The sequence below is a fragment of the Clostridium sp. YIM B02551 genome (genome assembly GCF_022324735.1).
GTDB classification, from domain to species: domain Bacteria; phylum Bacillota; class Clostridia; order Clostridiales; family Clostridiaceae; genus Clostridium_T; species Clostridium_T paridis.
Map to the genome: position 1 here is coordinate 159,514 of NZ_JAKGTF010000002.1, position 25,651 is coordinate 185,164.

A 25,651-nucleotide genomic window follows, 5' to 3' on the forward strand; every position below is an offset into this window, starting at 1 on the left:
TTTTAATTAAATTTCCAAGGATTTTTCATAAAACTCTTCTCTGTAAAATTATATATTTTTCTATAAAAGATAAAAGCAAGCACAGTATTCATAGCTGTCATCACTATCATATTTTGAAAGTAAATGTTCATTTTCATAAAGAAAAGAACAATATATACTACTAGAAACTTAATTACAGTTGCTCCTAGCACTGTCAGTATTGGTATAGTTTTTCTATTTTTAAATATATTTTTTCCTACTAATGCTGCTAGTAAACATACTATTAGATTTATAAGCGAATTTACCCCAAAAACATTTCCAAAGAAAACATCTTGCAATATTCCAGAATATACTCCCATAAAAACAGCTTCCCAAGGGCCTGTAATAAGAGAATAACAAATTGCAAATGTAAATAGCAAACTTCCATAAGCTCCTTTAATAGCGAAGGAGGGAAGAATAGTATTGTCAAAGATAAAAAGCAAAAGTCCTATTAAAATAAGTACTACTCTCTTCATATTTTATTGTCCATCACTCTCTATTTTTCTTTTTTCTTTTGGAATCATTATAAATAATTCCTCAAGCTTATTAAAATCTACAAATGGTTCAATTGTAGCACTTTTACTTACTTTAACCTTATCTTCTTCAACACTTAATACCGTACCGATTCTAATATTTTTAGGATAAATGCTTCCAAGACCAGAGGTCAAGATAACATCACCCTTTTTAATCTGAGAATCTACTGGTATATTATAAACCTTTGCTAATAATTTGTTTTGTGAATCCTTATATCCTTTTACTATTCCTATAGTATCCTCGGTACTTTCTATTTTAGCAGCTATTGCAATATTTTCATTAACTAATGATTGTACAATAGCCCAATTACTTCCTATTGATGTAACTTGGCCAACTATTCCTTTCGAAGCCATTACTGGCATTCCTTTTTCCAATCCATCTTTACTTCCTTTATCAATTACATATCCTGATAGAAAACTATCTCCACTGTATCCGATTATATTAGTTCCTACTACACTATATCCTTCAATTTGATTTGCAAAATTAACTACATCTCTTAATCTTTCATTTTCACTTTTTAAACTATTATACTCTACAAGTTTATTATTAAGTTCCGCATTTTCTTTTGCTAACTTTTTATTTTCTTCCTTTACTTCAGAAAAATTATAAAAGAAATCTGCAAATCCCTTAAATTTTTCTGTTACCGTATATGCTATCTTTTGTATTGGATTTAACGCCGACCCTGCACCACTTTCAAATATACTCTTATTTTGACTTTTGAAGGTATATACAATTATTGCTAAAAAGCCAACTGACAGCACTATAATAGTTACTGCCAGTTTGTTTTTTAAAAATTTCATTGATTAATTAACCTCTTTGTTGCTTAGCTAAATAATCAAAATCTTCTAGAGCTTTTCCAGCTCCAAGAGCTACGCAATCAAGTGGTGATTCTGCAATATGTACAGGCATATGAGTTTCATGGTTAATTAAGGCGTCTAATCCCTTTAATAATGCTCCCCCTCCAGCTAGCATGATACCTTTTTCCATTATATCTGATGCTAATTCTGGTGGTGTTTTTTCTAAAGTTGTTTTAATTGATTCAATTATTGCAGCTACTGGTTCTTTTATCGCTTCTCTTACTTGAACTTCACTTACTTCTATAATTTTAGGAAGACCTGTAATTAAGTCTCTTCCTTTGATTTCCATAGACTTTTCAACTTCTTCTGTTTTAAATGCTGAACCTAATTCCATTTTTATTGTTTCAGCTGTTCTCTCACCAATCATTAAATTATATTCTCTTTTAATATAACTAATAATTGCTTGATCTAATTCATCTCCAGCAACTCTAAGAGATTTTGCAGTAACTATACCTCCTAAAGATATAACTGCAACTTCAGTAGTTCCTCCTCCGATATCAACAATCATACTACCAGTTGGTTCTGAAACAGGAAGGCCTGCACCAATTGCAGCAGCCATAGGTTCTTCCATCAAAATTACATCTCTTGCTCCTGCAGCTTTAGTAGCTTCTTCTATAGCTCTCTTTTCAACTTCTGTTACTCCTGATGGATAACAAATTATTATTCTTGGACTTGCAAAAGCACTTTTGCTAGTGATTTTTTCAATAAATTTTTTGATCATTGTTTGAGTAATATCAAAATCAGCAATAACTCCATCTTTTAATGGTCTTATAGCTACAATATTTCCTGGAGTTCTACCAATCATTTGTTTCGCTTCTGCTCCAACTGCTAATGGTTTCTTAGTGTTATTATTTATAGCTACAACGGATGGTTCTCTTAAAACCACTCCTTTTCCTTTAACAAATACTAAAGTGTTTGCTGTTCCTAAATCTATTCCCATGTCTTTCGTCATTCCAAATAATCCCATTGTTATTCCCCTTTCAATTTATATAATGGATTTTTCTTTTAAGCTTACATAAGTATTATTCCCTATGATAATGTGATCTAGTAGATCAATTCCCATTATCTTACTACATTCTTTTAACCTTAAAGTAATGTTTATATCTTCCTTACTTGGAGTTGGATCCCCTGAAGGATGATTATGACATATAATAATTGAAGCTGCATTATTCTTTAACGCTTCAGAAAACACTTCTCTTGGATGAACTATTGATGAATTTAAAGTTCCTTTAAATACCTCTTTAATAGAAATTATATTATTCTTAGTATTTAACATTACTAGCTTTAAAACTTCTTGTGAAAGTTTACTCATCTCATTCATAAATAAATCTGCTACAATTTTAGGTTCTTTGATCCTTATTTCATCCTTAATTCCTTTATGAGAATTAATTCTTTTAGATAATTCACATAGTGCCATAAGTCTTGAAGCCTTTGCTTTTTTTATGCCATTAATTTTCAGAAAATCATCTACTCCAGCTGAAATAATTCCATTTAAGCCATCTACTCTTTTAAGCACATTGGAGCTTAAATCCATGACACTTTCATTTTTTGTACCACATCTCAATATTAATGCTAATAGTTCAACATTTGATAAGGTCTCTGCACCATATAAAAATAATTTTTCTTCTGGTCTTTCATTTACAGGCAAATCTGTAATTCTTAGATTGTTTTTCATCTAAGTGCTCCTTCACTAACAGATTCCCTATCCCCCTACATTATTTCCTTAATAATCTTACTTAATCTATTAAGTGGCAAACCTACAACATTGTAAAAACACCCATCTATTTTCTCAACAAAAATCCCGCCATGACCTTGAATACCATAAGCTCCTGCTTTATCCATAGGTTCATTGGTTTCAACATACGATAGTATTTCTTCATCACTTAATGCTGAGAAATAAACTGTTGTGCATACAGCATCTTGAATGATTTTAGAACTGCTCGAGTTTATAACTGTGATACCAGAATAAACTTTATGCTCTCTTCCACTTAACATTTTTAACATATTTACTGCTTCTTGTTTATCTTTAGGTTTTCCTAAAATTTTTCCATCTATGCTAACGATAGTATCTGCTGCAATAATTAAGGAATCCTTTATTGAACTTTTCGAGATTTCCTTAGCTTTCCCATAAGATAGTGTTTTTACATATTCCTCTAAATTTCCTGAAAAAACTACACTATCCTCATCAAAGTTACTTACAACAACTTCAAACTCTTCAAAAAGTCTAAAAAGAAGCTCTTTTCTTCTCTCTGAGGCAGATGCAAGAATAACCTTCATCTTCATCACCTCCTAAACAGATATTGGTTTTAATACGGTCTACACTTTTTTAAATTATCCAACCAAATATATAATTTAAAGAAGTCTATACTATACCTATGGTAAATATTATTGACAAAAATATAACTTTTATAACAATTCAAGGTCAAAATCCCTTTATGTATAAGCATTTTTACAGTAATTTACCTAATATAGTTTAACATTTATAAATATTTTATACAAGTGAGTTTCTCTATTTTAAGGAATTTTTAACCGTATTGAAACCTTTTTACATCTTGCCTATGAATGATATTCCTTTTTATACCATTTAGGGCTATAAAGTTGATTTTTTAAGTATATTTTATCAATAAAGACACCTCTAGAAATTAATCTTATTCTAGAGGTGCCTCATCTATTCTAAAAATATTATATTAGTTGCTTTTGTATGGTTCTATTAACTTATCTAAAAATCCCATTTCACCTTGGATTTTATCCTTAGTAAAATCATTAGGAAGACTTGCTATATGTGTCTTTATATCCTTGATTTCTTTTGCTTTATCTCCCTTTTCTTCAAAAGCAGATGCCCATTTCTTAAATTCATCAGTATTAACACTTTTAACTGATGAATCATTTATACTATTTATCATCTTTAGATATCCATCAACTATACCACCAATTAGCGAATCATAATAATCTGATCCATTTATATTTATTTTTAACTTAATTGCATTTACTCCTAAACCATCTAATTTGTTTTTTACTTCATCACCTTTTCCTACTTGGTAAATACCTGCAATTACTCTGAATTTACTATCATCCTTAACAACATATACTGGAACTTGATCTTTTATTTTATTTTGGATATCTATCGCATTTTCTTCTTTGCTATAATAACCACACTGTACTATTTCGAAATTCTTATAGCTTTTAGCATCCCCATTACTTGCATTTGCTGAACTACTTTTTTTAATCAGGTTAAAACCTTTAGGAAAAGAGAACCCTCCACCAAAAATAGCATTAGCAATTGCAGTCCCTATAACTAAGGCAATTATAACTATTGTAATAACATAGCCAAATGATCTTGCTCCTTTATTACTCTTCTTTTTATAATTGTACCGTGTATATCTCATAACACCACCTCCAAAATCAATCTTCCTTAAATATTATTATGTTAATTAGTAAAATATGATATATATATAGTAAAAAAAATAAGCTTGAATATTTTTCAAATATTCAAGCTTAACTATTTAAAAGGAAACCCTTTTTTAATCACATTAATTTATATAACTAGAAAATGACTTTAGTTATAATTATCTTATTATTCTTCTTGCTCCAGCATATCTACTTGAGTAATAAGCTTCATTCAACGAACTTACAGTAACAGTTTTTCCCGATGAAGGCGCATGAAGAAAATCTCCTCCTCCAACGTAAATACCCACATGACTTATTGAACCATAAGTGTTAAAGAATACTAAATCCCCTGGTCTTAAACTTGACCTAGATACTGGAACTCCCATTGAAAATTGTGATCCAGTGTAGTGTGGTAATGAGTACCCAAATTTCGCAAACACATACATTGTTAATCCTGAGCAGTCAAAACTTCTTGGACCTGCTGCTCCAAAAACATATGGTCTTCCGATAAAATTGTACGCATAAGAAACAACACCGCTTCCTGCACCGCTTCCACTATCCCCTCTTGATGCTACATAACTAGAACTTGTTGAACTTGTTCCCTCTTCCTTCTTTGGTGAAACGATAGTTTTTTTAACTTTTAACTGACTAGTTTTTAAAACTACCCCTTGAGTTGAATTTCCTGTGGTGTCAGCTTTTGGTTTCATGGCCTTAAAACTTGTTGCCGTAAGCAAAGCTACTGTTAAAAGCAATGCTTTAGTAATAGTTTTACGCTTCTGATTCATACACTTTCCCCTCTCTTAATTGGTAAATACCCTATAATTTATAATCTCCCTAAGTAAACATTTTCATAAACAAATCTTCCAAAGTTTTCATGAAAACAACTCACTTTATTATTATATGAAATTATGTAACTTAGGTCAAGCTTAAAAACTCTAAAAATTTCTAAGTATTAACTACACAATTATTATATCTTTTCCCTAAAAACTCTACAAAATTCCTAAATTAATTATTTTAGGGACATTTGATAGAAATATTGACAATCGACTTATTCTTCTTTTTAGTCTTAGAAAATTCTAATAAATCCATAATATTTATGAATTCCAAATAAAAAATAAGTTTGGAAAATCCAAACTTATTTTCTATAATTCTTCTTATTCTGCTATTCCATAATAACATCTTTTTGGTGAATTTATTTTTCCTTCTGCTTTTAATGTCTTAAGTGCTTTGTCGACATCTTTTTTGTCTAATCCTGATTTTTCAGCAATTTCTCCACCTTTTAAAGCTTCACCTGAATTTCTTAAAGTCTCTAATACTTTTTCATTAATATCCATATTTATCCCTCCTAAGTTTACTTAATTTATATTATAACTTAGTTTTCTAGTCAGTCAATAATATTTATCTATTAATAAATATTATTATTTTATTTCTCCTAATACTCTGATTAAATATTCCCAGAATCTTTTTACAGATGAAATACTCATATGTTCATCTGGAGTATGAATGTCATATAAATTTGGTCCAAAACTAATCATATCCATATCATCTCCAAGTTTCTCCATAAATAATCCACATTCTAAACCTGCGTGTATAGCAATTATTTCTGGTTTTTCTCCTGTCATTTCAACATAAATCTTTTCACTAAGATTTCTAATTTTTGATTCTTCTCTGTATTGCCATTCAGGGTAATAACCAGATATTTCTGTTTCTGCTCCTAAACTATCAGCTAAAACTTTTACCTGATTTATTATTTCATCCTTAAGAGATGCTACTGAACTTCTAAGTGCTAAGCTATAACTTACTGCTTTATCATCAGTAACTACAACTCCTAAGTTTAGCGAGCTTTCTACTAAATCTTTTATATTCATGCTCATAGTTTGAATACCATTAGGCATTAAATATAGAAGTTTTACTGCTCTATTTGTAGATTCTGCATCAAACACATTTTTTATCTCTTTATTAGACTCAACAACAGAAACATTTACATCAGGATCTTGAGCACTTAATTCATTTTTAAATATCTTATTAAATTCTACAACTCTTTCCTTAACTAAAGAAATATCAGCATTAGAAACATATATTTCTGCATCTATTTCTCTTGGGATTGCGTTATCCTTTGCTCCTCCATTTAAGGAAACAATATTAAAATCAACCTTACCTAGAAGATCTATAAGTATTCTTCCAGCCAATTTATTTGCATTTCCTCTTCCTTTGTCTATTTCTTGACCAGAGTGTCCGCCCTTTAACCCTCTAACTGATATTTCTAAAAGACTTCCATCTTTTTTAGCTTCAGTCCATTCAATTTTTGAGGTAACGTTTGCTTTAGCTCCGCCTGCACAAGATACTAATAATTTTCCTTCTTCTTCTGAGTCAATATTAAGAAGTATTTTACCACTAAGATTCTTGCTATCTACAGCCATAGCACCACCCATACCTCTTTCCTCATCAGTTGTAATTAATACCTCTAATGCTGGATGAGCAATGTCTTTTGATGCTAATATAGCTAAAGCATATGCAACTGCTATTCCATCATCTGCTCCAAGAGTAGTTCCTGTTGCATAAACATAGTCTCCTTCAATTCTTAGCTTAATTGGATCTTTTTCAAAGTCATGTATTGTATCCTTATTTTTTTCGCATACCATATCCATATGTCCTTGAATTATTACTGTAGGTGCATTTTCATACCCCTTAGTAGCTGGCTTTTTTATAATTACATTTAAAGCAGAATCTTGAATACTTTCAAGTCCTAAGGATTTACCAAAATTCAATAAGTAGTCACTTATTGCCTTCTCATTTCCTGACCCTCTAGGTATTTTTGAAATCTCCTCAAAATAATAAAAAACATTTTTTGGTTCAATTGCGTCTAAAACTCTCATTTTTATACTTCCTTTCAATGAAAATATGCTAGAATATAAATATATTCTTTGTAAAAAGCATACCATAATTTACGTCAGATAAAAAGGCTGCTTAAATACATATTATGTTCATTTTTATAACTTTTAGTAGTCTTAGATAAATAATCCTGTGAATATTATAATTAATCTGAGAGGTGTTTTTATGCAAAAAACAAAAATGATTTTTACAATTGGACCGGCATCTAATAACGAAGAAATATTAAGGGAATTTATTAAAATTGGAATGAGCGTAGCAAGACTCAACTGTTCTCACGGAACACAAGATGATCACAGAAAGAATATCAATATCCTAAAAAATTTAAGAGATGAATTATCTACTCCTACAGGTATTCTTCTTGATATTAAAGGCCCTAAAATAAGAACTCATAATTTTGTTAATGATGTAGCAAAATTAAAAAAAGGAGATAAATTTTCATTTTTTTGCTCAGATGAAATTTTAGGAGATAATACAAAATGTTCTATCTCTTATGAAGAATTATATAAGGATATACAAGTTGGAGGTACAATTCTTGTAGATGATGGGCTTCTTGAGTTTAAGGTTTTAGAAGTTCGTGACAAAGAAATAATAACTGAAGTAATTATTGGTGGGGAAATAAAGAGCCATAAAGGAGTTAATGTTCCTTATGTAAAAATTAAACTTCCAGCTCTTACAGATAAAGATAAGGCTGATATTGTCTTTGGATGTAAAGAAGAGGTTGACTTCTTTGCAATATCTTTTGTAAGAAAGGCTGAAGATATAGTAGAAGCTAGAAAATTACTTAATGAAAACAATGGTGAAAAAATCAAACTAATTGCTAAAATAGAAAGCCAAGAAGGTGTGGATAATATTGATGATATTATTCAAGTGACTGATGGCGTTATGGTTGCAAGAGGTGATATGGGTGTTGAGATTCCTATAGAAAGAGTTCCTATATTACAAAAGCAAATAATAAAAAAATGTAATGCAGCTGGCAAGGTTGTAATTACAGCTACTCAAATGTTAGACTCAATGATTAAAAACTCTAGACCTACAAGAGCTGAAGCCTGTGATATCTGTAATGCTATTTTTGATGGTACAGATGCTATTATGCTTTCTGGAGAAAGTGCAGCTGGTGCTTATCCTCTTGAAGCTGCTAGAACAATGAGTAGAATAGCATTAGAAGCTGAAGCAAATTTTGACTATGTGGGCTTTACTTCAGACCTAAGGGAACCATCTTTATCAGCATTTGAGGATGCTATAAGTTATACAGCTTCAAGAACAGCAAATATATTACCTACTAAGGCTATAGTTGCTGCAACCAAAAGCGGGGCTACTGCACGATTAATTTCTAAATATAAACCTAGATGTCCAATTGTTGCAATAACTCCATATGAAAATGTTAGAAGGAGTTTATCACTTAACTTTGGAATAATACCTGAGTTATGTGAAATGTTTAATACAACTGATGACATAATCAATGAAGCTAGAGAGAGTGCTCTTAGACTTAATTTAGCTGAAAAAGGTGATAACATATTAGTAGCAGCAGGAATGCCTACAACCCACGTTGGTGGAACTAATATGCTTAAGATTGAAAAGCTATAATAATTTTAAAAATAAAAAAGAGGCTAAGCCTCTTTTTTATTTTATTTAAAACTTAAAATCTTTGAAAAGATTTGCTAAACTTTCCCCTTCAAAAGTATCATTGAATTTTTCATATTCTCTTGATTTTTCAGCTGCATCTTTTATGCTTAAACTTATCTTTTTATCATTTAAGTTTACATCAAGAATCTTAACCTTAATTTCTTGACCAATTGTTAACACATCAGAAGCTTTTGCAATGTTCTCCTCAGATATTTCTGATATATGAACTAATCCTTCAACTCCTGGGAATAATTCTACAAATGCACCGAAGCTAGTAAACTTAACAACTTTTCCACTAACTACATCATTTATCTTTAATGTTGTAGCTGTATCTTGCCAAGGATCTTTTTTGACATCTTTTAATATTAGTGAAAGTCTTTCTTTCTCTACATCAAAATCACCAACAAAAACCTCAACTTTTTCTCCTTCTGAAACTACTTCTTCAGCTCTATTGACTCTTCCCCATGACAGATCAGACAAATGAATTAAGCCTTCAATTCCTCCGATATCAACAAATGCTCCAAATTTAACAATTCTTGTGACTTTTCCTTCTCTTTTCTCACCCTTCTTGAGTGAATTCCAAATAGCTTTTTTATTTTCATTATAAGCTTCTTCTTCTATAACTCTTCTAGACGCAACTATATTTTTTTCTCTTTTATTAAACTCTATTATTCTAACTTCTAATTGCTTACCTATTAAAGTTGCAATATTGTTTTCTCTCTTTCTTGAAACTTGTGAAGCCGGCAAGAATATTCTTATTCCTTTGTAGCTTGCTACAAGTCCACCCTTAACTTCTTCTTTTACTGTTACATTTAATGATTTTTTAGTTTCAAAGGAATCACTAATCTCATCCCAAACCAATATTTCATCGGCTCTTTTCTTAGATAACACTACATTTCCTTCTCCATCATCTAAACTTAAAATCATTACTTTTATTTTATCTTGAGCTTTTAACAATTCGCTTATAGAAAAGTCCTCATAAGATACCTCTTCTTTTTTTATAATTCCATCCTTATAATAGTTTATATTAACCATTACCTCATCTTGGCTTACAGATATAACTTCACCTGATATTATATCTCCTTTATTAAGGCGCTTTACATCATAATCCTTAAGTAATTCACCCATTGACATTGAGTTATTTTCTTCATTATTCATAATACCACTCCAAACTTTTCAATAATAAATAAAGTCACACTAATATTTTAAATCACCTTTTATTTTATTACAATTAATAATATTTATCACCCTATTATTTAATAATATAATACTTTTGTTCCCTTGGATTATACTAATTTCTTATGCTATAATTTTAGATATAAATATAATGCAAAAATTATGCTACATCTCATGGAGTAACCCTTAGGTGAAGTGACATGTAAATTCTTTAATGCATTATATATAAAATAAATATTTATAACTTTTTGAATTAGTTAGAAATTTCAAGAAATACTTAGATCGATAGAGTATATAAAAGTTATTTTAAAATTTTGATTTTATTCATTGTTAGATAACCTAAAATGATTTATTTATTAACTTGTTAAGTGGTATTATATACTATATAATACTTACATAGACTAATTCTTTCAGTAAATGCTATTTCGGGGGTGAGCTTATTAAGAATAAAAAACGTAATCTGATTATAACAACTATTTTGACTTTCATTTTTATTTTTACTTCAATATCACTTGATGTTGGAAATATTTTAAACAGTGGAATTAAAGGTTCTGTTGTCTATGCTAAAGGAAAAAGCGGTTCATTTAAATCCAGTTCATCAAAATCCTCTTCAAGTGGATATAAATCAGGTTCATTTTCAAGTGGTGGAAGTTCTCCATCAAAATACAAATCAAGTTCTTCTAGTAGTTCTAGTTCATCTTCAGGTGGATATAAGACAGGAGGATTTACTAATAGCAAACCAAAAGATAATAGTACTCAAAGTACTGAGAGTAGTAGTTCAAATAATAACAAGAATTATAGCGGTTCTGGAGGCAGAAGTAGCTTTTGGGCTTGGATACCATTCATAGGAAGTGGATATCATTCAAATTACTCTACAAGTTTTTTAGGATATCACTCAAGTCCAATATCTATGATCTTCAAAACAATAATTGCTATAGTTGTAGTAGTATTGGTAATCTACGTAATTAAAATGATTAAATTTTAGGAGGTAACTTACAAATGGGAATATTTAATAGGATGTCAAATATGTTTAAAGCAAAGGTTAATAGTACATTGGATGAGATGGAGAATCCAATAGAATTACTTGATCAAAAATTAAAGGATATGGAAGAACAACTATCTAAAGCAAAACTAAATTCAGCACAAATAATAGGCAATGTTCAAGCAATTAAAAAGAATATGGATACAGCTCAAAGAGAAGCTGCTGATTTTGATGAAAAAGTAAAACTTGCCCTTTCAAAAGGAAATGAAGATCTTGCTAAAAGAGCTTTACAAAAGAAATTAGATGCAGATAAGAAATATGAAGGCTTAAAAACCAGCTATGAAACTGCTAAAGTTCAAGCTGAAGCAATCAAGAAAAACTTAGTTGCTTTAGAAGATGAAATACAAAAAACAAGACAATATAGAGATGAAGCTGCTGCAAGATACTCTACAGCTCAAGCTTCTGAAAAAGTAAATGAAATCTTAGCTAATGTTCAAACAAAAAGTAATTCTATCCAAATAGATTCTATAGAAAGAAAAATTCAAAGAACAGAAGCTAAGGCTAATGGCCTAGCAGAACTAAGAGAAATTGATGATTTTGATTCACAATTTGAAAAACTTGAAGAGTCAGATTTAGATTTAGAGCTAGAAAAATATAAAAATGGTACTGTCTAATAATTTTACTTTAGGTTTGGTGAGTATTAATGAATAGCGATTTCGAAATAATTACTAGAGAAAAAGAAACATGGGGGAAAATATATACAGACATATTTTATGCAATAGATAATATTTCTCCCTTCCTTCCTGAAGACTTTTTAAAAAAGAAAAAGTTTTATGTTAAGGGTAAAGTTCTAAAAGATTTTATTAATCTTTTAGAAGAAGAGGAGCAAAAGGGAAATAAGAAAGGTTTTTTCAATAAATTTTCTTCTCCAAACCTTAGCTCAATTAATAATTTCAAAGCACAAAATAAAGATACATTAACACAATTAGAGAACTGTTCAAAATGTGCTTGCCTAAATTGTGTTGTAGAATGTTCATTCAAGACTTGTTCTGGATGTAGAAGGAATTCTTATATAAGGACTTGTGATCATTCTAAAATTAATGTCAGACTTCATAGTGGGTTTACTTTGGACCTTACAAATAACGATACTGGTAAAGAAAATAGGTTTAAAGTTCTCGCAACCTTAGAAAATTGTGAGAAGGAACAAGAATATATAATAATCCAAAACATAATGGATAGCAACGATAGATATATTCTATATTTATATCCTGGTATCAAAGAAGACACCTACGGAGAAATTACTGACGAAGAAGAGTTTGATTTAATCGCAGAAAGTTTTGAGAGTATAGAAGCTTAATGAAATTTCTATAGAAAAAAAGAGGCATTAGCCTCTTTTTTTTATTTATTATATTCTGATATCTTCTCTGCAATCTCATTTAGGTATTCCCATCTCTCGTACTTTAAAGCTAATTCTTCCTCAATCTCTTCTTTTTCCTTTAATAGCACTTGTAGCTTTCCGTAATCTGTTACAGTCTTTGATATTTCCAGCTCTATTTCTTCTAGCTTCTTTTCTATTTTTTCAATTACTCCATCAATTTCTTCATATTCTTTCTGCTCATTATATGAAAACTTTGGTCTTTCATCTTTATTTTTCTTTCTTTCCTTTTGAACCTTTTGTTCTTTAGGAATTTCAACAGATTTTAACTCTCTTTTTATAAGATAATCGCTAAAATTACCTGTATATTCACTAATTATTCCTTCTCCTTCATATGCAAAAATCTTATGACATAATCTATCAAGGAAATACCTGTCATGGGATACAATTATAAGTATACCTCCAAAGTCATCAAGAAAGTCCTCAAGTATCTGCAAGGTTTCTATATCTAAATCATTTGTAGGCTCATCTAATATCAGCACATTAGGTGCTTCCATAAGAACTCTTAATAGCTGTAATCTTCTTTTTTCTCCTCCTGACAATTTACCTATTGGAGTATATTGCATGGTTCCATCAAACATAAATCTTTCACACATTTGTGAAGCTGTTATATTAACCCCATTAGAAACTGGAATTACTTCTCCTCCTTCTCTTACATAGTCGATCACTCTAATACTTTCGTCCATCTCAGAGCTATCTTGGGAGAAGCAACCTAACTTTACTGTTTCTCCAATTTCGATATTTCCACTATCAAGTTCAATCTTATTTGCAATAAGGTTTATCAAAGTGGTTTTTCCCATTCCATTACTTCCAACTATTCCAACCCTATCACCTTTTTTAAATATATATGAGAAATTGTTTATTAGTAGTTTATCCCCAAAGGATTTACTAATATTATTTATTTCTATAGATTTATTGCCTAGTCTAGTTCCTATTAAGCTTAACTCTACATCTCCCCTAGGTTCAATATATTCATAGTTTACCAATTCATCAAACCTTTGAAGCCTTGCTTTTTGTTTTGTTGTTCTTGCCTTAGCACCTCTTTTAACCCACTTTAATTCCTTCTGAATAAGGCTGGCCCTTTTCTCTTCTTGGCTCTTCTCTATATCAAGTCTCTCACTCTTTTTTATAAGAAAATCTGAGTAATTACCTTGGTAACTATATATCTTTCCCCTATCTAATTCTATAATTCTATTTACAACTCTATCAAGAAAATATCTATCATGAGTAATCATTATAAGTGCGCCTTTTCTAAGATTAAGATATTCCTCCAACCATTCTATACTATCACTATCCAAATGGTTTGTAGGCTCATCTAAAAGAAGCAGGTCGCAAGGAGTTATTAATGCTGAAGCAAGTGCAACTCTTTTCTTTTGCCCTCCAGATAAAGTGCCTACCTTTTGATGGTAATTTCTTATTCCTAACTTGTTTAGTATTATCTTTGCGTCACTTTCTAGCCCCCAAAGATTTAAATCTTCAATTTCCCCTTGAAGTCTTATAAACTTTTCCTGATTATATTCTTCTCCTGCTTCTAAAGAATTAAGAATATCCTCATATTCTCTCAGTAATTTCATTTCTTTAGAATCTCCCTTAAAAATCTGCTCTAACACAGTGGCCTCTGGAGTAAAGTTTTGACTTTGTGATAAGTATTCAATTCTAATGTTTTTAATTTTAGAAATATCTCCATCAAAGAACTCTTCTTTTCCTCCAATTATTTTTAAAAGTGTTGACTTTCCAGCACCATTTATACCTATTAATCCTATTTTATCTCCTTCATTTATACCTAATGAAATATTATCTAATAGAATTTTTTCACTATAACTTTTGTTTATATTTTCAAGATTTATTAAATTCATTATATGCTCCTTTATTTTCTTAGGATATTTTATTACTGATATTATAATACACAAAGCTAATTATTTTCTATAGGGTTTTAATTTCAACTAGTTTCCTATAAAAAACCCTATATAAAAATAAAGAAGGGATATTTCCCCTCTTTAAAACTATATATTCAAATTTATTATACTCTACTTCATAACCTTATCTAAAATAGATAATATCTCATCTATTTTTTCTTCAGCATCATATTCCCTTTTTATAGCTGCCTTAACGCAGTGTGTCATATGTTGTTTTAATATTAATTTATTAGCTTTTCTTAGAAGTGCTTGAACTGCAATAATTTGATTTGAAACATCAACACAGTATCTATCATCTTCTATCATTTTTATTATTCCTTCTATTTGCCCTTTTCCAGTTTTAAGACTTTGCAAAGCTTGTTTCTTTTCTTCGTTCATTCTTTTTTTCCTCCTGAACCTTAGTTATATTCAATGATAAACTAAAGCTGAGATTGCTTCATACTATTATAGCAATAATTAATTATATCACTTCTCTTTATTATCCCAATAAATGTTCCGTTATCATCTACTACTGGTACAAAGTTTTGACTTACCGCAAGAGATATTATACTTTCAATCGAAGAATTAATTGAGACACTTTTATGCTTTATTCTTCTAGGTATATCTTTAACTTTTACTGTATGAGTATTTTTAAAATTTAAGTCTGGGCTATTTTTAAGCTCCCATAACAAATCTCCTTCAGTAAGGGTCCCTACATATCTTCCACTTTTATCTATAAGTGGAATTGCTGTATAACCATGATGCTCCATTCTCTCCATTACCTGCCTCATAGTAGCGTCAACATTCTCGTAAATAACTTCATTCTTAGGTGTTAGAAAAAATGCTATATTCATACTCTTTCCCCTCAAAATTTAAAATAATCTGCTCTTATATTTTAACACATCTTAAATGTAAATGTTATACTTTTGATAATATATCTATAATGTAAATAAAATGTAATTTGTTTTTTCGAATTTATCAATTTACCTTTTGAAACTTATAAGAAACATCCATATATTCCATTTGATTTAAAGGAGTTTTAATTTCATTATAAACTTCTTTTCCTGTAAGAGTTTTTTTAATAATAACCTCATGTAGAATTTTACACCTACACTTTTTACAAGAATCTATACCCATAAACCTCCAATAAAATAACTTGAAAGGTTGTTCTAGTTCCATTGGATTTTTACATCTTGGGCAAGTCATGTTCACTCTACTATAATCAATTTTAAAAGCCTCTAAATTTTTAATAACTAATGCGGGCATATTAAAAATGTCATATACTATATAATTTTTTATAATTCTAGGATTATAAATTCTTTTAAATACTTTTGATGTATAATCCGCATCATTTAATGCATCATGTAACTTATTATCGTCACTTACCTGTATCTTTAATTCTAAAAGTGCATTTTTTAAACTTATAGATTTTTTATGAGCTAGAACCTTTGTACAATATTCCTGAATGTCTATATATTCTTTAAGCCAACTTATTTCTTTATAGCCATGAAAACTTGAATTTATTATAATTTCTGCTATATCATTTTTTGCCCAAGAGCATATTATATCGTCCTTTCCTATAAAAGCTCTCAGCCTATCCATTGCTTCGAAATACCCTAATCCATCACTAATATCCTCTTCTTGTATGCCTGTAATTTCAGTAATTTTTGGATTTAATATTTTAAAAGCTGTTGGCTTAATATAGAGCTTTAATTCTTCAGTTTTCTGCATAAACTTATCAAGCTTAACTGCTCCAATCTCTATTATCTCATTATCTATTTCTAGACTTCTTATATCTTTATTTTCTTCATAAAAATTCGGAAAATATTTGCTTATCTCTCCTAAGTTATTGAATTCTAAATCTATTATAACAAACCCCATTTTATCTCCTTTTTATACTACTCTACTTTAAAGGATCTATCCATTCTTTTTAATTATTCCAATTGCCACGCCTAAGATATTAGTTTCTTTCCCCGCTAGGTATATTGGATCATACTTATCATTCTCTGGCATTAATACAGGTACTTCACCATTAAGTTTTAATCTCTTTAGCGTTGCACTACCCTCTATATCTATTGCTACTATTTCATTATGATCCGCCATAGATCTTTTATTAATAGCAACTATATCACCATGAAATATGTTTGCATTTTCCATTGAGTCCCCTTTTACTCTAAGGAAAAATACTTCATTACTATTCTTTATCCATTCCTTAGGTAGATAAATCATTTCTTCTACCTCTTCATTCATAAGAATAGGTTCTCCAGCTGCTATGTTTGAAAATAACGGAAACTCCTTTATATCATTTTCCTTGTAAGTATATTCACTCTTTTCATTTTTTTCAACAATTTCATGTGTATTTATTGATGTATCTTTAAAAAACTTCCTTTTCACACCTTTGTTTATATCAATAAATTCATAATGTTCAATCGGATTCCACTCATTATAAAAGTTTTTGAACTGTTCATTGAATCTAAAAGTTTTTGATTTTATATTCTTAAATGGATTTATAACCATTTTTTCTTCACCCAAAATATAAACTATAGAACTATATTCCTGTGGTGTTAGTAATGAATCTATAAAGTTAATCTCTTTTAAACTTAGACCCTTACAGTTATCTAAAACTATATGAGTGTATATCCCTTTGGTTTTTTTTGAATACTCATGAGCATAATTCACTTCATCATATCTATCCATCAAGCCACTCTGTGCTAAATTTTCGTTATAAGAAGAAAGTAAATCATATATGGCTTCTCTTGTTTTAGAACCTTTGCCTATACGCCCTTCTCTACCTTTTCGTCTAGCCTCTAGATATTCGACCTTAGAAAATCCATTTGACTTAATCCATGTAAATTCATCTTTTAAAAATTTATAATCTACATTTTGAATAAATTTAGATTTTTTATATTCACTTTTTTTATCTTCATATATAGATTTTATTAAGTTTTCCTCTTCTTCAAAGGAGGCATACTTAAGTGAAAGCATTTTATCTCTTAAAAAACCTTGAGCAAACGAAGTAATTATATCCTCTAATGCTGCTACCTCTACTCCTTTGTTAAAATAAGAAAATAATGAGAAATATTTATTTTCAATCTCTGATTTTACATCTTGGTATAGTTCCTGAACCTTATCTTTTAAATTTTTCTCTGAAATAATATATATTATCTTTTCATCTGGAAAAAGTCTATAATTATTCTCTATATTAACTACTCTATATATTGCAGCTGTTGTTTTTCCTGTTAATTTTTTGCCTTTTAGAAATTGATATCCTAAACTTTTAGAATTCACAAATCTACTCTGACTCTTATTTAAATTCATTTTGTCCTCCTAATCTTTAGTACAGTAACTTCTTATACCATTATAACACACTATATGACCTAAAGTTCTGAGAACAAAGCTTAAAAAGATATGAAATTTATACTAATTTTTCGTTACTCAACTTCAAATATCTAGTCTAATTCCAGCCATCTTCATTAAATATTCTGCATTTCTAGTTGTACTTTTTCCTTCTCTAAGTTTATAGTCAAATCTAATTTCATTATCTACATAATACTCTCTAAAATGTAAATTTTTAATTCTTCTATCTTCTTGTTCAAGCTCGCACAATTCTAAATCATGAGTTGAAACTAATCCTTTAGCTCCCTTACCCATAAGCTGCTTTATAAGCATTTCGGCGCCAGTATGTCTATCTACTGAATTTGTTCCTTTAAAAATTTCATCAAGTAAGAAGAAAACTTTATTTTCATTTTCTGTTGCTCTTATTATATTTTTTACTCTTAATATCTCAGCATAAAAGGATGAGATTCCTTCTTCTAGATTATCCTTGGTTCTCATACAAGTATAAGGAATCATAACACCAAGCTTTAGAGCTCTGCCATTTACAGGCAATCCTAAGTAAGAAAACACCATATTAATACCTATTGTCCTTAAGAATGTACTCTTTCCTGACATATTTGATCCAGTAATAAGCGCTGTTTGAATTGGTTTAGTTAAATTAAAGGAATTCTTTATTCCCTGAGGCACAATTAATGGATGTGCTAAATCTTCTGCAACTATTTCATCTTCTTCAATTATCTCAGGAATCTTCCAGTTTTCATTATCAAAGTAAATGTTACTTAATGCTGATAAGGCTTCTATTTCACCTAATGCATCAAGCCAAAGTTCAACGTTATTTTTATTCTTAAGCTTCCACTTTTCTAATTTAGTCATAAGAACTAAATCCCACATTAGTAAGGAATTAAAAATCCAATAAATCATATTCCCTCTATCAAATAACATATCTCCAATAGCTGTTATTTCTTTCATCTCATTAGAAGCTCTTGTATTATCTTTTAAGATTCCTACTGCATTTAAATTAACTTCTTCTTTAAAGTCTTCCTTTTCGATGACTTCTATTGTCCTATAATACGAAGATAAATTGGTCTTAAAGGAATAAATCTCTTCTAATGCTCTTGCAATTTCCTTTTTCTTTAATGCTAGTATTCCTCCATTTACAATTAGCGCTAGTAAAAATAATGAAAAAGGCTTTTTAAAAACAATAACAGATATTAATATTGCAATTGAAATTACAGGCATTATAAATCTAATTAGACTAGCTTGTGGAGACAAAAACCACGAATTTTCTTCTTTGACCCAGCTAATAAAACTTTTTGTCTTTTCAATAGGACTTTTTCTAAGTAACGGTATAAATTCAAGTGTCTGTCTAAAATCAATCTTTTCTGCTAACTCTTTTAGAGCTTTTTGTTTTTTAGTAATTTCTTCAGCGGTTCTAGTTTCTGTGCTTGAAAGTATTTTTGCAAGCTTTTCTCTCCCATAAAAGGTTTTAGTAGTATTTATCCACTGAAAAAGCGAATTATCTCCAAATATGTCCAAATCATTTATAAAAGGGTGTTCTGAACTTAAATATTCTTCTCCCTTATCTTTAAACTCTTTCCATTCGCCTTTTGCTCTTTTTATATGTTCATTGTTTATCTCAATTAATAAATTAAATTCTTTAAGCTTTTCTTTTTCTTTTGTGTGAATATACGCAATAAATACAAATACCAATATCAATAATATTGAGGCTACAATAAAGGCAAATCCTTTTTGTTTTATTATATAATAAACAGAAATTCCAAATAAAATAAATATTATCCCTCTTATTAGTGCAATTCTATTTATACTTGAATTTACCTCATCTATTTTTTCACTTATTTTTTCAATATTTCCCTCATAAATCTTTTGACTACTCATAAAATCCCACCGTTTCTAATCTTACTTAAGTTTATCTCTATTAATACATTATACCCCAAAAATAAGTAAAAGAAGAGACATATATCCCTTCTTTTTCCTAATTTATTGAACTTAAACTATTATATATTCTATCCAAATTTTCTTTCATTGCATCTAAATAGTTCAAATTATCTTCTCTAGTTTCTAATGTATAAATTTTTTGTATTTTTGAACCTGATTCTCTCGATATTGTTTCAGCATCTTTTTCACTACCTGAATTCTCCATGAATATTGTATTAATCTTATTTGCTTTTGCATAAGTAACTATTTCAGCAAGCTTTTGAGGAGTATTTTCTCCCTCACCAAACAAATTTTCTAAAGATCTCTGCTGAAGATTAAAATCTCTACACAAGTATCCAAAAGCTTCATGAGACGTTATAAAATCTCTATTCTTAAGATCCTTAAATCTTTTTGTGTTATCATCATAAAGTTTTTGAAGTGAATTCTTATACTCTTTATATCTAGTTTCATAATACTCTTTATTTTTAGGATCTTTATCTTGTAGACTATTCTTTATATTCTCACATATCTTTTGAGCATCTACAAGAGAAAGCCAAGCATGTGGATCTGTAGCTCCATCAGTTTTTAACACATTAATTCCTTCTGTAGCTTCAACCAATTTAACTTTACTATCACCAATGTTATTCTTAACATCCTCAATCCAATCTTCTAATCCTAATCCACTATATATAAAAATATCTGCCTCGGTAAGTTTTGCAAAATCTTTGGTTTTTGGTTCAAAATCATGAGGTTCTGAAGTTCCTGGAACTAAACTTTCTACGTTTACTTTTTCTCCTCCGATGGCTTCAGTAAAATCTTTTAGTGGATTAAAACTCACCATAACATTTATTTTTCCATCACTAACTTCTTTTTTATTACTACAACCACTAAAAAGGGCTACTATGCTAAAAATCAGCATTACAAATATTAAACTTTTTTTCCTCATTACACACCTCTAAGATTCTTCTTTATGCAAATGATTTGCATTTACCTAATTATACTATCATCTACGAAAAACCTTGTCAAGCTTTAACACCTCTCTAATCTTATTAACTAAAAGACAGAGACATAAACGTCTCTGTCCTAATTACTTTATAACTAAATCATTGAGTTATTATTTTTTTATTCTCATCGCATATTATTTTAAATCCATCTCCATTTTTACCTTTAGTTATTAAAACCACTTTTCTTCCCCAAAGCTCCTGCACGTATTTTAGTGTTTCTTTAGCATAATTAAGCTCTAATTCTCTTCCATCAAATACGTGTTCAAGTACAATTGAATTTTCCTTTGCATTATAATCTATTACCCTTATACTTGGTATTGAACCTAATCCTGCATTGAAAGAAATCAAATCTCTTATACTTTCCCATCCTTGTTCATCTGAAACTTCTTCAACTAAAAAATCAAAGCCTTTTTTCCCATACTGGAATAAATTCAATTCCTCACATAAATCTTTTGTGAGATATCTTCTTAAAAATGATGCATCTCTATCAATATCTCTTACTTCAAATATTTTCTTTCTTCCATAGGTCTCATCGATATATTGAAATAGTCTAAATCCGATATAATATGGATTCAAGCCCCCAACCATCGGAGCAATTACATCATTATGCCTTTTTAAGAACTCTAATTGTAGTGATTGTGGTAAATCTAAAGAATTTAAAATGTTGTAATGCCAAAAACTAGCCCATCCTTCATTCATAATTTTGGTTTCAACCTGTGGTAAAAAATATTCAGTTTCTCTCTTAACTATTTTTAATATGGTCTTCTCCCACTCTTCTAGATCTCCATACTCTATTAAAAATCCTACCACATCCTCTTCAGGCTCTAATGGAATTTTATTTATATCTGGAACTTCTATTAAATTATCTTCATCCAGTATATTTTTATCTTGTATGCTCTTGTTATAATCACTCATCATTCTTTCTCTTCTTTCTTCATTGGTTATTCTCTTTTCTCCTATCACTCTTGGAATCTGAAACTTAATAGCGTGTGCAGCATCCAGAACTCTTTCCACTTTTTCATATCCTATTGATGGATGATTAATAAATCTTCTAATTGTATCTCCATCAAGCTTAAACATCTCTAAAGTATTTTTAGCTCTTGTGCCTTCCTTAAACAGCCTGTTGTTTTTAAAGAAATCATTATGCCCATAAACATGTGCCATAGTTAATATTTGCAGTAATTGAGTATTTTCTCTCATTAAGTATGCTAAGCAGGGGTCAGAGTTAATAACCATTTCATATGCCAATCCAGTCAAATCCAATGAATACAATGTTTTTGTTTTTTCATAGGACTTTCCGAAACTCCAATGTGGATACCTAGATGGCATTCCTACATATGCTTCATAAGAAATCATATCGTTATAGCCTATTATTTCAAATTCTTGAGGATAGAAATTCAATCCTAATTCTCTTGCCTTGTCCTCAATTACTTCATTCCACTTTTTAAGATCATTTAAGCTATAATCCATAGGAATCCTCCTTCAACTCTTTACTTAGCATGAATTTTATTCCTTGCCACAAATCTTTCTTTTCCTTAACCACTACAGATAAAAAATTCTTCCTATTTATCTCTTTTTGAAATCTATAATACATTGTTGTAGAGTATGTTGAAGGTAATAATTCTGCATATCCCATCATATTACAAACATCACATAGCTTATTAACTGCTTCTAATGCTCTTTCGTTATCCTCACTCCAATTATCTCCGTCAGATGCATAGAAAGGATAAATATTCCAATAATCCGGCGGATATTTTTTCTTTATTAGGTCTAAGGCTAAATTTAATCCTGAAGAAATGTACGTTCCCCCTGATTCAGCCTTATGAAAAAATTCATATTCATTAACTAGTTTAGCTGAGGTAGTATGTGATATAAATTCAAAAGCTATATTATTATATTTTCTCCTAATAAATTTTGATAGAACAAAGAAGAAACTTCTAGCCATATACTTCTTACTTACGTCCATTGAACCAGATACATCCATTATAAACATAAGCACAGCATTACTCTCTTTTTTAGGTTTCATCTTTACTCTATGATATCTTAAATCTTCTTCCCTAAATGGAAATCTCTCCAATGTCTCTTCTTTATTAGCCTCAAGTAGTGCTCTTTTCTTTCCTTGCTTTCTTGCTATTTTGGCCATAACTGTTTTCTTTTTTGCTAATCTTGGATTAATTCCATACTTTTGAAACCCTCTTTTTCTACCGCTACTTTCAGTAACTATTTCAGAATATTTTTTTCTATCTAGATTAGGTAAATCTAGATCCTCAATAATATAGTCCATCAACTCTTCTAAAGTGATTTCAGTTTCGTATATATCTTCACCTTCACTATTTCCTGCTTTATTACTACCTTTTCCATTTCCTTCTGAAGATCCTATCTTATCTCCTCTTTTTTCTTCTCCTGTTCCAGTTGCTACTCCATTAGCATTTTTACCGAATATAAATTGATATTCTTTTATTCCTCTAATGGGAATCTTAAATTTCTTATTCTTACTTTCCCCAATTATACTTTCTTCAGATAATATATCTCCTAGATTCTCTTTAATAGATTTCTCTACTAACTGTCTATGCCTACGTCTATCCTCTATTGATCTATCATGCTCCACTGGCGTTTCTGAGTTATCTCTAAATATTGCAGCCATTTTATCAATCCTTCCATAGATTATTGGCTGCATACTTAAGAATTACATCACAACAATGTGAACAGTATCCACTCAATTTCATTTCTTCTACCATAGCATTATATTTTTCATCTTGTTCTTTATCTCTAACTCTAGATTTGGTTACAATTCTTGATAGATCTCTTACTGATGCAATTAATTTCTTTTCTATTGCGTCTTTAAGTGGCTCATAAGAGGTATAATCTAATTTTCCTCCATTTCTAACTACGTAGAACATATATGAAGTTACATCTGATCTAAAGCCCTTTGAAGAGGCTTCTGATATACCTATATGTTCTTCTATGCTCCTCATAAATACTTCATCTGGATTTAACTCTTCTCCTGTAGCAACATCTTTCAACTTACTTTTATTAACATACGCCTCTGCATTATCAATATAGTTATTAAATAAACTTTCAGCTTGTTCTCTAAATGAATGTATAAATGCCTTAGTTATTTCTTTTTCGAGAACCTTATTATATTCTTTTCTAATATTATCTTGTATTAGGCCTAAATACTTTTTCTTTTCCTCTTGAGATATGTCCATCTCCTTAACTGACTTAATCATGGTCTCCATTATTGAAAGTGGATTAATACAATTAAATTCCGAATTAGATAGAGCATTATCTATAGCCTTTATAATAAATCTAGTTGATATCCCTTTCATTCCCTCCATCGGTCCAGCTTCTTCTCTAAGTTCACCAATATCAATTCTCTTTGTAGTTCCTTTTTCTACAATATCCTCGCCATTGTAAATTTTGAGCTTTGTAATAGGATCTACTTTGGCTGATGGTACTAATCTTGATAAAATTGCAAACATAGCTGCAATCTCTAGAGTATGTGGCGCTATATGTGCCTTAAAATTACTCTTATTTATAATCTTTTCATATATTTTTATTTCTTCGTTTAATTCTAAACAATATGGTACTTCTATCTTCACTATTCTATCTAATATAGCTTCATTTGTATGATCTGATTTAAATTTATTCCATTCAGCCTCATTAGAATGTGCTATTATCAATCCATCAAAATATATCATGGAACCTTTACCTGGTGAGGGTATTGATTTTTCTTGAGTCGCAGTGATAATTGTGTGTAGATATTCAACATCATTTTTAAATACTTCTATAAATTCAACTAGTCCCCTATTTCCAACATTAAATGCTCCATTTAAAGAAAAAATTCTTGGATCATCTTCTGGGTACATATCCATTTTGGATATATCTACTGAGCCTGTTAAAATAGATGTGTCTTGATTATTTGGGTCTACAGGAGGTACTACCCCTATCCCTTTTCTACTTCTTATAGAAAAGTTCTTTGTTTCTACAGGAAAATCTTCATATTTACCATTAAACTCATTGATAAGTCTATATTTACATACTGGACACAAATCTCCTTCTATTTGTACACCTAGAGATTCTTCAAAATTCTTTCTTAAATGCTTTGGTATTAAGTGTAATGGTTCTTCATGCATTGGACATCCTTTTAATGAGTAAATTGGGTCAGCAGTTTCTAATGCTTGTTTAAGTGATTCTACTAACGAAGACTTGCCTGCTCCTACCGGTCCTACAAGATACAAAACTTGTCTTGCTTCTTCACCTTTCATTGATGCAGCTTTAAAATAGTTTACAAGCTTCATAATAACTTTATCAATTCCAAAAAAATCTTCTGTGAAAAAATTATACCTTTTAACACCTTCACTACCATAAAGCTTTTTAATTTTAGGATTATCCTCAGACCTTAAATTACTAAATCCTTGGCTTAGGATTATATCATATATTCTCTCGTGAGCTAGCTTCGCTACATCAGGATTTTCCTTAACTATTTCTAAATAGTCTAAAAATGTACCTTGAAATTTATACTTGTTATGCTTCTCTCTATCACTTTGAATAAATTCCTTGAAGTTCATAAGCAC

24 protein-coding genes are annotated in these 25,651 nt (G+C 29.9%); 4 read left to right on the plus strand and 20 right to left on the minus strand.

All coding sequences use genetic code 11. The annotated features are described in order from the left end of the window. Window positions 1-2 precede the first annotated feature (2 nt). The 9 genes from mreD to L1S47_RS03490 all read right to left on the minus strand — a co-directional run bounded on the left by mreD (window position 3) and on the right by L1S47_RS03490 (window position 7,672). Window positions 3-494 (minus strand): rod shape-determining protein MreD, encoded by a 492-nt coding sequence (gene mreD, locus L1S47_RS03450; RefSeq protein ID WP_238882116.1) that lies wholly within the window; start codon window positions 492-494, stop codon window positions 3-5. 3 nt (window positions 495-497) lie between these two features. After that, a complete protein-coding gene (gene mreC / locus L1S47_RS03455; RefSeq protein ID WP_238882117.1) occupies window positions 498-1,352 on the minus strand; it encodes a rod shape-determining protein MreC in 855 nt (284 codons plus the stop codon). A gap of 7 nt (window positions 1,353-1,359) precedes the next feature. Continuing rightward, entirely contained in the window at window positions 1,360-2,376 is a 1,017-nt protein-coding gene (locus L1S47_RS03460) for a rod shape-determining protein (protein ID WP_202769476.1), read from the minus strand. 18 nt (window positions 2,377-2,394) lie between these two features. After that, the gene (gene radC, locus L1S47_RS03465; protein ID WP_238882118.1) at window positions 2,395-3,084 is read right to left on the minus strand and encodes a DNA repair protein RadC; all 690 of its coding nucleotides are present in this window, start codon (window positions 3,082-3,084) and stop codon (window positions 2,395-2,397) included. Between the two features lie 35 nt (window positions 3,085-3,119). Further along, on the minus strand, window positions 3,120-3,686 hold the full coding sequence (locus tag L1S47_RS03470) for a Maf-like protein (protein WP_238882119.1): 567 nt from the start codon (window positions 3,684-3,686) through the stop codon (window positions 3,120-3,122). Window positions 3,687-4,096: 410 nt separating this feature from the next. Further along, window positions 4,097-4,795 (minus strand): SPOR domain-containing protein, encoded by a 699-nt coding sequence (locus L1S47_RS03475; RefSeq protein WP_238882120.1) that lies wholly within the window; start codon window positions 4,793-4,795, stop codon window positions 4,097-4,099. Between the two features lie 180 nt (window positions 4,796-4,975). Further along, window positions 4,976-5,581 carry a C40 family peptidase gene (locus L1S47_RS03480; protein ID WP_238882121.1) on the minus strand — a complete coding sequence of 202 codons (606 nt, stop codon included), beginning with the start codon at window positions 5,579-5,581 and terminating at the stop codon, window positions 4,976-4,978. A gap of 369 nt (window positions 5,582-5,950) precedes the next feature. After that, window positions 5,951-6,130: an HTH domain-containing protein gene (locus L1S47_RS03485; protein ID WP_202769471.1), complete on the minus strand. Its 180-nt coding sequence runs from the start codon at window positions 6,128-6,130 to the stop codon at window positions 5,951-5,953. 84 nt (window positions 6,131-6,214) lie between these two features. Beyond that, the gene (locus tag L1S47_RS03490; protein WP_238882122.1) at window positions 6,215-7,672 is read right to left on the minus strand and encodes an aminoacyl-histidine dipeptidase; all 1,458 of its coding nucleotides are present in this window, start codon (window positions 7,670-7,672) and stop codon (window positions 6,215-6,217) included. Window positions 7,673-7,853: 181 nt separating this feature from the next. Between L1S47_RS03490 and pyk the strand changes: the two genes are divergently transcribed. Continuing rightward, complete coding sequence (pyk, locus tag L1S47_RS03495; protein WP_238882123.1) at window positions 7,854-9,272, plus strand: pyruvate kinase; 1,419 nt, start codon at window positions 7,854-7,856, stop codon at window positions 9,270-9,272. Window positions 9,273-9,317: 45 nt separating this feature from the next. On the opposite strand, the gene rpsA is transcribed toward pyk, so the two are convergent. Continuing rightward, window positions 9,318-10,469 carry a 30S ribosomal protein S1 gene (gene rpsA, locus L1S47_RS03500; protein ID WP_238882124.1) on the minus strand — a complete coding sequence of 384 codons (1,152 nt, stop codon included), beginning with the start codon at window positions 10,467-10,469 and terminating at the stop codon, window positions 9,318-9,320. A 496-nt stretch (window positions 10,470-10,965) separates the two neighbouring features. On the opposite strand from rpsA, the gene L1S47_RS03505 reads away from it, so the two are divergent. Genes L1S47_RS03505 through L1S47_RS03515 form a run of 3 tightly spaced genes read left to right on the plus strand, consistent with a single transcriptional unit; the run spans window position 10,966 to window position 12,826 of the window. Then, window positions 10,966-11,472 (plus strand): hypothetical protein, encoded by a 507-nt coding sequence (locus L1S47_RS03505; protein ID WP_238882125.1) that lies wholly within the window; start codon window positions 10,966-10,968, stop codon window positions 11,470-11,472. 14 nt (window positions 11,473-11,486) lie between these two features. Then, window positions 11,487-12,143, plus strand: coding sequence for a PspA/IM30 family protein (locus L1S47_RS03510; protein ID WP_238882126.1), 657 nt, complete (start codon window positions 11,487-11,489; stop codon window positions 12,141-12,143). A gap of 29 nt (window positions 12,144-12,172) precedes the next feature. After that, window positions 12,173-12,826 carry a DUF1292 domain-containing protein gene (locus L1S47_RS03515; RefSeq protein WP_238882127.1) on the plus strand — a complete coding sequence of 218 codons (654 nt, stop codon included), beginning with the start codon at window positions 12,173-12,175 and terminating at the stop codon, window positions 12,824-12,826. Window positions 12,827-12,867: 41 nt separating this feature from the next. On the opposite strand, the gene L1S47_RS03520 is transcribed toward L1S47_RS03515, so the two are convergent. The 10 genes from L1S47_RS03520 to L1S47_RS03565 all read right to left on the minus strand — a co-directional run bounded on the left by L1S47_RS03520 (window position 12,868) and on the right by L1S47_RS03565 (window position 25,645). Then, complete coding sequence (locus tag L1S47_RS03520) at window positions 12,868-14,760, minus strand: ABC-F family ATP-binding cassette domain-containing protein (protein ID WP_238882128.1); 1,893 nt, start codon at window positions 14,758-14,760, stop codon at window positions 12,868-12,870. 171 nt (window positions 14,761-14,931) lie between these two features. Beyond that, window positions 14,932-15,198, minus strand: coding sequence for a metal-sensing transcriptional repressor (locus L1S47_RS03525; RefSeq protein WP_202769463.1), 267 nt, complete (start codon window positions 15,196-15,198; stop codon window positions 14,932-14,934). 41 nt (window positions 15,199-15,239) lie between these two features. Continuing rightward, entirely contained in the window at window positions 15,240-15,653 is a 414-nt protein-coding gene (locus L1S47_RS03530; protein WP_202769462.1) for a CBS domain-containing protein, read from the minus strand. Between the two features lie 124 nt (window positions 15,654-15,777). Continuing rightward, window positions 15,778-16,680, minus strand: coding sequence for a 3'-5' exonuclease (locus tag L1S47_RS03535; protein ID WP_238882129.1), 903 nt, complete (start codon window positions 16,678-16,680; stop codon window positions 15,778-15,780). A 36-nt stretch (window positions 16,681-16,716) separates the two neighbouring features. Further along, entirely contained in the window at window positions 16,717-18,117 is a 1,401-nt protein-coding gene (locus tag L1S47_RS03540) for a LexA family transcriptional regulator (RefSeq protein ID WP_238882130.1), read from the minus strand. 123 nt (window positions 18,118-18,240) lie between these two features. Beyond that, entirely contained in the window at window positions 18,241-20,031 is a 1,791-nt protein-coding gene (locus L1S47_RS03545) for a DNA mismatch repair protein MutS (RefSeq protein WP_238882131.1), read from the minus strand. A gap of 97 nt (window positions 20,032-20,128) precedes the next feature. After that, window positions 20,129-21,016 (minus strand): metal ABC transporter solute-binding protein, Zn/Mn family, encoded by an 888-nt coding sequence (locus L1S47_RS03550; protein WP_238882132.1) that lies wholly within the window; start codon window positions 21,014-21,016, stop codon window positions 20,129-20,131. A 157-nt stretch (window positions 21,017-21,173) separates the two neighbouring features. Beyond that, window positions 21,174-22,544 carry a SpoVR family protein gene (locus L1S47_RS03555; RefSeq protein WP_238882133.1) on the minus strand — a complete coding sequence of 457 codons (1,371 nt, stop codon included), beginning with the start codon at window positions 22,542-22,544 and terminating at the stop codon, window positions 21,174-21,176. Beyond that, entirely contained in the window at window positions 22,534-23,718 is a 1,185-nt protein-coding gene (gene yhbH, locus L1S47_RS03560; protein WP_202769456.1) for a sporulation protein YhbH, read from the minus strand. The genes L1S47_RS03555 and yhbH overlap by 11 nt, the downstream gene beginning before the upstream one ends. Window positions 23,719-23,722: 4 nt before the next feature. Continuing rightward, the gene (locus L1S47_RS03565; RefSeq protein WP_202769455.1) at window positions 23,723-25,645 is read right to left on the minus strand and encodes a PrkA family serine protein kinase; all 1,923 of its coding nucleotides are present in this window, start codon (window positions 25,643-25,645) and stop codon (window positions 23,723-23,725) included. Window positions 25,646-25,651 lie beyond the last annotated feature (6 nt).

Bases quoted from the DNA above. Each gene is read 5' to 3' on its own strand.
- L1S47_RS03515 (WP_238882127.1), top strand. From the start codon at position 12,173: ATGAATAGCGATTTCGAAATAATTACTAGAGAAAAAGAAACATGGGGG.
- L1S47_RS03475 (WP_238882120.1), bottom strand. From the start codon at position 4,795: ATGAGATATACACGGTACAATTATAAAAAGAAGAGTAATAAAGGAGCA.
- L1S47_RS03460 (WP_202769476.1), bottom strand. From the start codon at position 2,376: ATGGGATTATTTGGAATGACGAAAGACATGGGAATAGATTTAGGAACA.
- L1S47_RS03525 (WP_202769463.1), bottom strand. From the start codon at position 15,198: ATGAACGAAGAAAAGAAACAAGCTTTGCAAAGTCTTAAAACTGGAAAA.
- L1S47_RS03520 (WP_238882128.1), bottom strand. From the start codon at position 14,760: ATGAATTTAATAAATCTTGAAAATATAAACAAAAGTTATAGTGAAAAA.
- pyk (WP_238882123.1), top strand. From the start codon at position 7,854: ATGCAAAAAACAAAAATGATTTTTACAATTGGACCGGCATCTAATAAC.
- L1S47_RS03535 (WP_238882129.1), bottom strand. From the start codon at position 16,680: ATGGGGTTTGTTATAATAGATTTAGAATTCAATAACTTAGGAGAGATA.
- radC (WP_238882118.1), bottom strand. From the start codon at position 3,084: ATGAAAAACAATCTAAGAATTACAGATTTGCCTGTAAATGAAAGACCA.
- mreD (WP_238882116.1), bottom strand. From the start codon at position 494: ATGAAGAGAGTAGTACTTATTTTAATAGGACTTTTGCTTTTTATCTTT.
- L1S47_RS03550 (WP_238882132.1), bottom strand. From the start codon at position 21,016: ATGAGGAAAAAAAGTTTAATATTTGTAATGCTGATTTTTAGCATAGTA.
- rpsA (WP_238882124.1), bottom strand. From the start codon at position 10,469: ATGAATAATGAAGAAAATAACTCAATGTCAATGGGTGAATTACTTAAG.
- L1S47_RS03555 (WP_238882133.1), bottom strand. From the start codon at position 22,544: ATGGATTATAGCTTAAATGATCTTAAAAAGTGGAATGAAGTAATTGAG.
- L1S47_RS03470 (WP_238882119.1), bottom strand. From the start codon at position 3,686: ATGAAGGTTATTCTTGCATCTGCCTCAGAGAGAAGAAAAGAGCTTCTT.
- L1S47_RS03480 (WP_238882121.1), bottom strand. From the start codon at position 5,581: ATGAATCAGAAGCGTAAAACTATTACTAAAGCATTGCTTTTAACAGTA.
- yhbH (WP_202769456.1), bottom strand. From the start codon at position 23,718: ATGGCTGCAATATTTAGAGATAACTCAGAAACGCCAGTGGAGCATGAT.
- L1S47_RS03485 (WP_202769471.1), bottom strand. From the start codon at position 6,130: ATGGATATTAATGAAAAAGTATTAGAGACTTTAAGAAATTCAGGTGAA.
- L1S47_RS03565 (WP_202769455.1), bottom strand. From the start codon at position 25,645: ATGAACTTCAAGGAATTTATTCAAAGTGATAGAGAGAAGCATAACAAG.
- L1S47_RS03490 (WP_238882122.1), bottom strand. From the start codon at position 7,672: ATGAGAGTTTTAGACGCAATTGAACCAAAAAATGTTTTTTATTATTTT.
- L1S47_RS03545 (WP_238882131.1), bottom strand. From the start codon at position 20,031: ATGAGTAGTCAAAAGATTTATGAGGGAAATATTGAAAAAATAAGTGAA.
- L1S47_RS03510 (WP_238882126.1), top strand. From the start codon at position 11,487: ATGGGAATATTTAATAGGATGTCAAATATGTTTAAAGCAAAGGTTAAT.
- mreC (WP_238882117.1), bottom strand. From the start codon at position 1,352: ATGAAATTTTTAAAAAACAAACTGGCAGTAACTATTATAGTGCTGTCA.
- L1S47_RS03540 (WP_238882130.1), bottom strand. From the start codon at position 18,117: ATGAATTTAAATAAGAGTCAGAGTAGATTTGTGAATTCTAAAAGTTTA.
- L1S47_RS03530 (WP_202769462.1), bottom strand. From the start codon at position 15,653: ATGAATATAGCATTTTTTCTAACACCTAAGAATGAAGTTATTTACGAG.